Genomic DNA, 5,550 nt, shown 5'->3' on the forward strand with positions numbered 1-5,550 from the left:
GCGCGAAAGGATCAAGCGACAAACCATCGAACATCGGCGCTTGCAACACCGCAAGCTCGCCGCCTAAAACCAACCCGCAGACGAGGCCCACACTCCGCTAAGCTACGCCGCGATCTGTGCCAAATGTTTTGACGACGGACACGAGGCGTCCATCTGCAAGCCGACTGAAGGCCCGCAGGGTCAAACGCGGATAACGCCGCGTAGTCTGTGCCCTGGAAGACCACGCCATTGTAAAACGTAAACACTGGCCAGAAGATGCGCTCAGCCTGCCTGGTGCAGTTATAGCGAATTTGGACCCAGCGATGGTGGTCAAAATTCGTCTTGTATGGGCAAAGAGACCATGCTCGGCTACAATTGTAGTGGAGAAATCGAATATCGGTTTCGTTATCGCCGCTTGAATGCTGGATCACGCAACTTTTTGTGTCGAGGCAAAAGGGGCCGTTAGCGCGATCCATGCGGCCTTGCCCGACACCTTTTCTGTATGTCGGTCGCGAGCAATGACGAAAGCGCAAGATCTTGCAAAAAAGGAGAACGTCATGCTGCGTAGAACATTGAGCAAAATGCTGGTCCTGGTCGCGATCTTGCCCGTAGCCGCGAGCTGCCGCGCTAGCGGATTGGCGGAAGCCGCAGATGCGGATTTCTATGTTTGTGACGGTTGTGATGCGGTAGGGGAACGAGACCCTGCCAGCCTAGATTGGAATGTAGACCTAGCATCTCATCTAGAGCCTGGTGAGCGCCTTGTCCTTAGCGGCGTCGTATATCAGAGTGACGGCCAAACACCCGCTTCAGACGTGGTGATTTACGCTCATCAGACGAACGCGGAAGGCCGCTACGCCAACGGCTCGAGTGAATCGGTCTGGAGCCGACGGCACGGGAAGCTGCGCAACTGGGTCAGAACAGGCCCAGACGGGCGCTATGAGTTTAGGACAATCAAGCCAGGGGTTTACCCCAGTCGAAACGACCCGGCCCATATCCATCTTTTCTTGGCCGAGCCGGGACAACCTCCTTATTGGATTGACGACGTGGTCTTCGCCGGGGAATTCGGCGTTGACGATAAATATCGCCAGTCCCGGGAGAACCGTGGAGGTTTGGGTATCGTTGAGCTTGAACGAAACGGTGCCGGTAAGTGGGTGGCTCGCCGGGACATTATACTGGAGGTGCATCCTGAATAGAAAACTCGGGATCTATCTTCGAAGCAAAAGCCGACCTGGTCGCCGAGGTTCAGTACGGAAGATAGCGATCCCGCGCTCGGCCAGCAGGTTCTTGACATTCCAAAGCAACAGCGGAAACCACATATATCTCCATCACCAGCCGAATGATCTTAGGCGTCGCGTTAAAGCAGCGAAAAAAGCTGGCTGGCTTCTTGATCTTGGCATCACCATGCCCTGCTCTCAATTCGCTACCAGCAAGTGCAATTGCTTTCATCAAACCACTCAGGTCGATCTAAGCGGCCAAAGATCGGCTTGTGGCGGAACTTCCGGTACTCCCTGCTTTGCCGCATTGACCCTCAAAATCGAGCATAACATGGCGCCGTCGATGCGCCAGTCATTCGCGCCAAAGTAAGACGATGAGGTTCGTTTTGACGCTGCACAGGAACCAATGTGGGCCAATTCTGATCTTTTCGGGTATCGCCATGTGCTCGCCCTTGGGTAACTGAACGGCTGACTTCCTGGTTGACGTCCTGCAGCCAAATCGGTGGCGCTAGGTGCTTTCTTGTGTCAGCAGCATGCGATTGCCTCTTTTCTGATGGTGAGTGAAGTGGATGATCTGCTATCGCCGTGTCCTGAATTGCAGCGTTTTGTCGAAGGTTATTGGCAGCGGCATGGCTCTTATCAACCAGCGAAGAGAGTGCGCGTGTTGGCGGATGCATGCACCAAGATTATCTTCGAGCTCGTACCGATGCCCTGGCCTTCCTGCTACGTGATAGCGACGCAACTTACGCCAATCATTGTTACTTTAACGGGCGAGGTACACCGGATCGGCATTCGCTTTCGGCCGGGAATGGCGGGGTTCTTCCTTAACCGTTCACTCGACGGCCTCGGCGACCGTCTCACCAGCTTTACGGAAGTTTCGGTGGCCGAAGGCGAACAGATGCTCGGGCAATTGCGAGAGGCTTGCTCTTTGTCGGTGAGGGTACACTTGGTGGATGGGTGGCTCCTTTCCCTTCTGGCAGCGGCTCAGCCCGACTTTCATGTTGTCGCAGAGACGTCTCGGCTGAGCCACGGGATGCGGAACGGGCTGCCACCTCCAGCGCTAGCAGGCTTGATGGGCTGGCCTGAGCGGCGGCTGCAGCGGGTGTGTCGCGAACGCTTCGGTGCGACGGCCGCAAATCTTCACCGCTTCTACCGTTTCGAAATCCTGCAAAAGAGATTGAACAGTCATCCGGTTGAGTTGGCAGACCTTGCGGCAGAGCTGCGCTTTTCGGACCAGGCGCACATGGCACGCGAATTCCGGCATTTCGCCGGCACCACGATCTCTTCCTTTTTGCGCGAGCGTGTAGATGTCGGAAATGTTCAAGACAAGGGCGACTGGCTGCCGGTACTGCGCAGGGCGGAGGAGAGCGGCATATGGTGATGCGACTGATTTTGTGGCTGCTGGGTCTTATCGTTCTTTCAGCCTGTACTGCAGTGCCTGAGCTGTCCAAGGGGGCAGCGGGCGGAGCAGCGGCGCCGATAGCGATTGTCGGCGTCACAGTCATTCCAATGACAGAGGAAAGTGCACTTCTTCCCAATTATACAGTCGTCATCCGCGACGGAAAGATAGCAGCTGTTGGGCCACGTGGGAAACTCGCCATCCCTGCAGGCGCCGTTATCATCGATGGTACAGGCCGCTTTCTCATGCCCGGCCTGACCGATGCGCACGTCCATCTGGAATATATCGAGAATCCCGACATTCTGAAGCTATTCGTGGCAAACGGAGTGACCACGATACGCAGCATGGATGGTCGCCCGTTTATTCTCGGTTGGCGAGAACGGACAAGTTCGGGTGACCTGATCGGCCCCCGCATTATTACTGCCGGCCCGATCATCGATGGGTCGCCACCCGCGAGAGATGACAATCTCGCTGCGGCCGACGCCACCGCTTCCCGTGCCGCCGTCGCCGCACAAAAGCAACAGGGCTATGATTTTATCAAGGCCTATTCAAATCTGTCATCAGAAACCTACGATGAGTTGATCCGAGAGGCCGAGTTGCGCGGACTCAAAGTGGCTGGCCATATTCCTCGCGCAGTCCCGCTCGATCGCGCGATCGCCGCTCAGTGGTCGATCGAGCATCTCGGCGATTTTGCCGCTGTGGTGACCGCGGAAGATGAATCGCCTGTCCCTGGTTGGGCACGACGTTCGCTGGCGGCTCCGCTCAGCTCGTCACGGCTGCAGGCTTTGGCACGGCAACTCGCGACTGCCGGGGTGTGGGTGGTGCCCACGTCCGTACAGCAAGATCGCAGTCTTGCCCCTGACATCGAACTCAAAGCGTGGCTGGTCGATCCGCAGATGCGCAACATACCGTCTTTCGCCTTAGAGCAATGGAAGGGCGCAACGAGCTGGTGGCAAAGACTCGATGCAGGCGATTGGGCTCTCGTTGGACAGGCACGTAAAAATCGGCTCATGATGATCTCTGAATTTCGCGAGGCAGGGGTTCGAATGGCGATCGGCTCGGACACTCCTAACCCGTTCGTCATCCCTGGGGCGTCGGTTCATCTTGAGCTGGCGAATTTCGTGGCAGCTGGCTTTTCCCCTGCCGAATCTCTTGCTGCGGCGACTATAGAACCCGCAAGGATGCTTGACCTGGATCAGGTGCAAGGGAGTGTCGAGGCGGGGAAACGGGCCGATCTTTTGCTTCTATACGCCAACCCGCTAGACGACATCGCCAATGCCGCTGCTCGCGTAGGCATTTTCCTTAGCGGACGCTGGTTCAGCGAGCAGGAGTTGCAATCCATGGCGCAGGATCTCGCTCGCGCCACACCGACAACACAGCGCGTCCAGTAAGCGTCTACGGTCATTACACTCAAGCTCGTATACAGCGCGATCGTGACGCCAATAACGACGCGTGCGTTCGGTTTGGATGAGTGGATCTGCAACTCAAGATAGCGGTCTTGGACCACAAAGCTGCTACATGCCATAACCAGATTGAATCGCATGCTTTAGGATCGCGCCGCGATAAATCAAATGACCGACATTGGGGCGATCGGCTTGGATAAATCGCGCGGTGTGATCCTAATGAGCGGCCGACGGTGATTTTGAGTGACTTAGCGAAACGCAGTTTGCGCGCGTGACCTGCCGGCCTATTGCTTTTCCACATCGGCAACTGTGCCATAAAGGTCGCAGCGCTGCGCAAGATCGCTTTTTGTCGCGAATCATAACCTACATCAACGTTCTGATGCGGAGCGGCAATTATGACCGGCGTCACGAATTGGGCATGCGTAAGAGGCGGGATGATCGATCTGCTGGAGCTAGCAGCGCGGATTGAAGCGGCGGATGCGCCGGACAGGGCGTTGTTTCAGAGGGCCGGTGAGGCAGTATACGGCCAATCTCATGCAGGTTGGCCGCAAAACCTTCATTACGCCTACGAAGGGTGTCTTGCAGCCGAAGCGTGGACCAGCGCGGCAGAGATGCTGGTGCCGGAAGGGTGGCACACCTGCTTTATGCACACCGGACGGCACAGCGGTTCATGCCGGTGGGAATTACGACAGCGTGCCGGCGACAGTGAAGAGAGTCGCGCCGTCACCCCCGGTCAAGCATTGGCTGCCGCTGCGATCCGCGCGCATTACGCAGCGAGAGCATCATGAGCAGCCTTGAGATTGTTTATATTCGTAACGAGCGCATTGATGGCTCGGAACGATGGAACGGTTCGTTTGCAGGCGCCAAAGAACTGGCTGAGCGCGCAGTCATGGCGGACCCGGATTTGCGGGTCGAAATTTTGGCAGAAGGCGGCTCAAAGCTGTTTGAACTGCCAAAGATCATGCGCGGTTCCTGACGGGCCACGCAGCTGATTGTTACCAGCGAGCCGCCCTGTTGGTGGCCGGGTTACCCGCGCACCACCGTCATCAGGTAGTTCAGCGCCAGACTGTCGCTGAGGTGCAGGCCGCTCAGCGGGTCCCAGGCGATGCCGCGCGTGCTTGTCACCTGCAGTCCGGCTGCCGCCAGCAGACCGGTGAGTTCATCGGGTGTCAGGAACTTGTGCCAATCGTGCGTGTCACGCGGCACCTGGCCAATGCGTTCGGCGGTCTCGACCAGCAGAATGCGCGACAATGCCGTGCGGTTCGGGGTGGAAAGCAGCATCAGCCCGCCGGGGGCAAGCGCGCGTTCCAGCCCGGCGATAAACGCGGCCGGGTCGGTGACATGCTCGATCACCTCCATCGATGTGACAAGGTCAAAGGTCTCGCCTGCCAGCGTCTCGATACCGACATTGCGGTAATCGATGCGCAGCCCCATTGCGGTGGCATGGGCGCTGGCCGCTGCCACGTTCTCCGCCGCAGCATCGAGCCCGGTCACATCCGCCCCGAGCCGCGCCAGCGGTTCGGTGAGCAGCCCCGCACCGCAGCCGACATCGAGC

At 57.8% G+C, this 5,550-nt stretch carries 7 protein-coding genes; 5 read left to right on the forward strand and 2 right to left on the reverse strand.

Annotated elements, in window-relative coordinates:
* The first annotated feature begins 398 nt into the window (after nt 1–398).
* Nucleotides 399–1,172, forward strand: a complete 774-nt coding sequence (locus tag ACEW8G_RS07950; RefSeq protein ID WP_373487892.1) for a hypothetical protein — start codon at nt 399–401, stop codon at nt 1,170–1,172.
* A 49-nt stretch (nt 1,173–1,221) separates the two neighbouring features.
* Here ACEW8G_RS07950 and ACEW8G_RS07955 read toward each other — a convergent pair whose 3' ends face one another.
* On the reverse strand, nt 1,222–1,425 hold the full coding sequence (locus ACEW8G_RS07955; protein WP_373487893.1) for a hypothetical protein: 204 nt from the start codon (nt 1,423–1,425) through the stop codon (nt 1,222–1,224).
* Between the two features lie 270 nt (nt 1,426–1,695).
* Here ACEW8G_RS07955 and ACEW8G_RS07960 point away from each other — a divergent pair, with 270 nt between their 5' ends.
* From ACEW8G_RS07960 to ACEW8G_RS07975, 4 genes are all read left to right on the forward strand, one after another.
* Nucleotides 1,696–2,574 (forward strand): DUF6597 domain-containing transcriptional factor, encoded by an 879-nt coding sequence (locus ACEW8G_RS07960; protein WP_373487894.1) that lies wholly within the window; start codon nt 1,696–1,698, stop codon nt 2,572–2,574.
* Entirely contained in the window at nt 2,568–3,983 is a 1,416-nt protein-coding gene (locus ACEW8G_RS07965; RefSeq protein ID WP_373487895.1) for an amidohydrolase family protein, read from the forward strand. Before ACEW8G_RS07960 ends, ACEW8G_RS07965 begins: the two co-directional genes overlap by 7 nt.
* A 446-nt stretch (nt 3,984–4,429) precedes the next feature.
* A complete protein-coding gene (locus tag ACEW8G_RS07970) occupies nt 4,430–4,783 on the forward strand; it encodes a hypothetical protein (RefSeq protein WP_373487896.1) in 354 nt (117 codons plus the stop codon).
* A complete protein-coding gene (locus tag ACEW8G_RS07975) occupies nt 4,780–4,971 on the forward strand; it encodes a hypothetical protein (RefSeq protein WP_373487897.1) in 192 nt (63 codons plus the stop codon). The genes ACEW8G_RS07970 and ACEW8G_RS07975 overlap by 4 nt, the downstream gene beginning before the upstream one ends.
* Before the next feature lie 50 nt (nt 4,972–5,021).
* Here ACEW8G_RS07975 and ubiG read toward each other — a convergent pair.
* Nucleotides 5,022–5,550: bifunctional 2-polyprenyl-6-hydroxyphenol methylase/3-demethylubiquinol 3-O-methyltransferase UbiG (ubiG, locus tag ACEW8G_RS07980; RefSeq protein ID WP_373487898.1), on the reverse strand; the 529-nt coding region annotated here is incomplete at its 5' end.

Origin of the sequence: Blastomonas sp. (assembly GCF_041747255.1) — a bacterium.
Classification (GTDB): Bacteria; Pseudomonadota; Alphaproteobacteria; order Sphingomonadales; family Sphingomonadaceae; genus Blastomonas.